Source organism: Mucilaginibacter sp. P4_E8, assembly GCF_056401495.1.
Genome location: NZ_JBFUJG010000248.1, coordinates 1 through 4,331, shown reverse-complemented (window position 1 = coordinate 4,331; position 4,331 = coordinate 1). Strand labels below are relative to the sequence as shown.

Sequence of the window (4,331 nt, the reverse complement as noted above, 5' to 3'; positions counted from 1 at the left end):
AGGTGATAATGTGTGGATAGGGTGGCCCGGGATTGAAATTACCGATCAGCATGATAAAGACCAGATAAGCCATCAGCTAAAAGACTTAAGTCTAATTCCCGTATTTCTTGATCAGGAAGAGATCAACCAATATTATGAAGGGTTTTCGAACGAAGTATTATGGCCGGTTTTTCACTATTATGCCTCCACATATGCTACTTATAAGCAATCAAACTGGGATTATTATATAACTGTAAATCAAAAATTCAGAGATATTATATTAAGTGTTGCCGAGCCTGGTGATATTATTTGGATCCACGATTATCAATTACTGCTTTTACCGGGCTTAGTAAGGAATGAATTGCCGGATGTTTCCATAGGTTTTTTTCTGCATATACCATTTCCATCGCACGAAATGTTCAGGCTGATCCCCTGGAGGTCTGAATTACTGGAAGGAATGCTTGGTGCTGACCTTATCGGCTTCCATACGTTTGATGATGTTCGCCACTTTTTAGGTGCAACAACGCGCATTTTGCCGGTGACTTCATCGTCAAACATCATTACTATGGATGAACGCTCCATTGTGATAGAGTCGTTCCCGATGGGAATAGACGAAAAGAAATACGCTACTTTACCGCTTCAGGATGATGTTAAGGAACAAATTGAACTGATCAGAAATAATTTTAAAGGCAATAAATTAATCCTGTCTATTGACCGGCTTGATTATAGTAAAGGCATATTACAGCGTTTGCAAGCCTTTGAGCTTATGCTCCAGTTATGCCCCGATTGTATTGAAAAAATAGCATTGTATATGATAGTTGTGCCCTCGCGCGATACCGTTCCGCAGTATGCACACCTGCGCGATGAGATTGATAAAAAGGTAGGTAATATCAATTCTATATACCGAACAATGGACTGGACCCCTATACATTATTACTATCGTTCTTTTCCTATTGAGATGCTGTCGGCGTTGTATTACACAGCCGATGTGTGCCTGGTAACACCGATGCGCGATGGTATGAACCTGGTGAGCAAGGAGTATGTAGCCAGTAGGATAAATGATAATGGTGTATTGATAATGAGTGAAATGGCTGGTTCATCTAAAGAATTAATTGATGCTATAATTGTAAACCCTAATAATACAGGCGAAGTTTGCAGGGCCATACTGCAAGCTATTCACATGCCGCTGGAAGAGCAGCAAAGAAGAATGAAGCCCATGCGCCAATTGGTAGCAAAATTTAATATTACGCACTGGGTTAAAATTTTCATGGACCGCTTGAAAGAGGTTAAATTAATGCAGCGCTCCATGCAGGCCCGGCACGTGAGCTTTGCTACAGAGCAATCCATCATAAACCGTTATATTAAAACTAAAAAGAGGATCATCTTTTTAGATTATGATGGTACGCTGGTAAACTTTAAATCGGAGATTGAGCTGGCCAGTCCGGACAAGGAGCTTTATGCCATTATTAATAAATTGATAGAGGATCCAGCCAATCAGGTGGTATTGATAAGCGGTCGTAAACACGAAAATCTTGACGATTGGTTCGACAATATGGATATGTACCTTATTGCCGAACATGGCTCCTGGTTTAAAAAACATAACACATCCTGGCATAAGATCTCCGGGCTGTCTGATCAATGGAAACATGATATTTATCCTATTCTGGAAACCTATGTAGACCGTACTCCGGGTTCATTTATCGAAGAGAAAACCTATTCGTTGGTTTGGCATTACCGTAAAGCTCAAAATGGCTTAGGCGAGCTTAGGGCAAGCGAACTGATGAATAACCTGAAGTACCTGGCCAGCGATAAAGGTTTACAACTGCTTGCTGGGGATAAGGTACTGGAGGTGAAGAACATGGATATTAATAAAGGCAAAGCTGCTTTAACACTAACTGAGGGTAAGGACTACGACTTTATTATTGCCTTTGGCGATGATTATACTGATGAGGATATCTTTAAAGCCCTGCCTGATAGTGCGATAACCATAAAAGTTGGCAGTAACTTATCAGCAGCTAAGTTTTACTTGCGTAACCCTGGCGAAGTACGCAGGTTGCTTACAAGTTTCACTAAGCATACGCCAGTAGAAGCGGTGTAAAATAATGTCATTTCGACGAACTCAAGAGAGGGATTGAGTAAAGGAGGAGAGTGAGGAGAAATCTTATACGATTTGCAAATTCTGCCAGCTTCGTATATAAGATTTCTCCTTGTTCTCCATATTCATGTCCGCGCTCGCTCGTCGAAATGACAGGATGTTGAATGTTCTATTAATATTACAAAAATATCGGCCTGTCTAATTTAATAGCTATCCGATAGGCGGCATTCATTAAACCAACATGGCTGTAAGCCTGCGGAAAATTACCCCATTGACTGCCTGTTTCTTCATCAACATCTTCACTGAACAATAACAGGTGATTTGAATATTGCAATAGATTTGCAAATTCCCGCTGTGCATCATCCAGTCGGCCAACACTGGCTAATGCCTCCACATACCAAAATGCGCAGATCAGGAAAGTGGTTTTAGGTTTACCAAAATCATCGGTATATAAATATCTGTAAAATAATCCGTTAGGTGTCCTTAGCTCTTTCTCTAATGCAATTAAATGATCCTTTGCCCTTTGTGATGTAGGATCAAGATAGTTCATCATAATAAGCTGCAGCGTACTGGCATCCAAATTAGAGCTACCCGCCGAATTAGTATAAACTTTCCTTACCGGGTCATAGCAACTTTCAATATGGGCAGCGGCGAGTTCTTTTACAGCTATAGCTCTATCAACAAGTTCTTGATTTTCAATGGTACGAGCCATTTTTTCGGCTGCAGATGCACCTGCCCATTGAAACAGGTTGCTGTAGCAATGTACGTTAGCCGTATTCCTGAACTCCCATATCCCGGCATCTTTTTCATCAATGGTATGCTCAATTTTTTTCAACAGGAACTCGATCCATTTTACAGAATCTTTTCTTTCAGAAAAAACAAAGCGGTGGTCGGTATATAATGGGAGCAGGGATATCATTACCTGGCCGTAAATATCGTTTTGTATATGCTCGTAAGCCTGGTTACCAATACGTACCGGCTGGTTGCCCAGGTAACCATCCAGATCTGTCAGAATTTTTTCAACAAGATTTTTCTTGCCTGTAATACCATAAAGCGGCTGGTAACGGTCATCTTCAGAAAAGGAGATATCAGTAACATAGCCAAAATACTTTTCCATTTCTTCAAAATGCCCAATGTGGTTCAAGGCAGTTATCACATAGTAGGTATCGCGCAACCAGCAATACCGGTAATCCCAGTTACGACCGCTTCCCGGCGACTCAGGCAAACTGGTGGTACTTGCGGCTATAATAGCTCCGGTATCTTCAAACTGGTGTATTTTTAAAGCCAGTCCTGAACGGATCACAAAAGGCTGATAATAAGTAGCAATAGAAGAGTGCTTGATCCAGGTGCGCCAGTATTGAATGGTTTCTGATAAAAACCGGTCAGCTGTACTGATCAATGCGGCCTCCAACGGTTCGCCATAGGTTAGGGCCAGGTATTTACTTTCGTTTAGTACAAAAGGTTGTTCATCAAATACATAACTTATAGGTATATTGGTAGTAAGCCTCATACTTTCTTCGCCACCCAGGTATTGTATATGATTGCTGCCGCGGTTTACATCCAGTTTTACGGCCCCATATTCAGATACCGGCTCGCATTTAACAATGATCCTTGGTGAGCCCTCAATGGCTTCGATCTTCCTGATTAGCATTAGTGGCTTATAATAGCGCTGATGCTGGTAAAAACGCGGTGCAAAATCAGTAATACGGTATTTACCGCCACTTTTGGGGCTTATTTCTGTTATTAAAACATTGGTATTTTCAAGGTAGTGTTGCTCTGAAGTATATTCACCCTCTGGCAAAATGGAAAATTCTCCACCTTTCTTTCTATCCAACAGACCTCCAAAAATGAAGGTACTGTCAAATCTTGGCCAGCAAAGCCAATCTACATTTGTATTTTTATTTATATGAGCCATAAAGGCACAGTTCCCAATTATTCCGGTTTCGTAGGTATGTCTATCCATTAATTTATTAGAATTTGTACTTAATCAAGAGTTCAACAATAAACCCTCTGTAATGTTGGCGTAAATTGTACTATAATTTTTGTTAAATTTTGAATTATCAAACAATGTATATTAACTTAGTAGTCATTTATTATATATAAAACCACATCATCATGAGTTTACGATTAGGCGATAAAGCCCCCAATTTTAAAGCAAAAACATCAGCGGGTGAAATTGATTTTTATGAATACCTTGGCGATAGCTGGGGCGTGCTTTTTTCGCATCCCGGCGATTATACACCGGTTTGTACCACAG

Annotated in this window: 3 protein-coding genes; 2 read left to right on the top strand and 1 reads right to left on the bottom strand. The window is 40.5% G+C overall.

The features are described 5' to 3' along the window. On the top strand, positions 1–2,077 hold a 2,077-nt coding region (locus AC1DRQ_RS29750; protein WP_477429481.1), incomplete at its 5' end, for a bifunctional alpha,alpha-trehalose-phosphate synthase (UDP-forming)/trehalose-phosphatase. A 175-nt stretch (positions 2,078–2,252) separates the two neighbouring features. Here the strand turns inward: AC1DRQ_RS29750 and AC1DRQ_RS29745 are convergent. Beyond that, a complete protein-coding gene (locus tag AC1DRQ_RS29745; RefSeq protein ID WP_477429479.1) occupies positions 2,253–4,037 on the bottom strand; it encodes a glycoside hydrolase family 15 protein in 1,785 nt (594 codons plus the stop codon). 152 nt (positions 4,038–4,189) lie between these two features. Here AC1DRQ_RS29745 and AC1DRQ_RS29740 point away from each other — a divergent pair. Then, a partial coding sequence (locus tag AC1DRQ_RS29740) for a redoxin domain-containing protein (protein ID WP_477429483.1) occupies positions 4,190–4,331 on the top strand: 142 nt, incomplete at its 3' end.

Coding starts and splice junctions, on each gene's coding strand:
- AC1DRQ_RS29745 (WP_477429479.1), bottom strand. CDS start 4,037: ATGGATAGACATACCTACGAAACCGGAATAATTGGGAACTGTGCCTTT.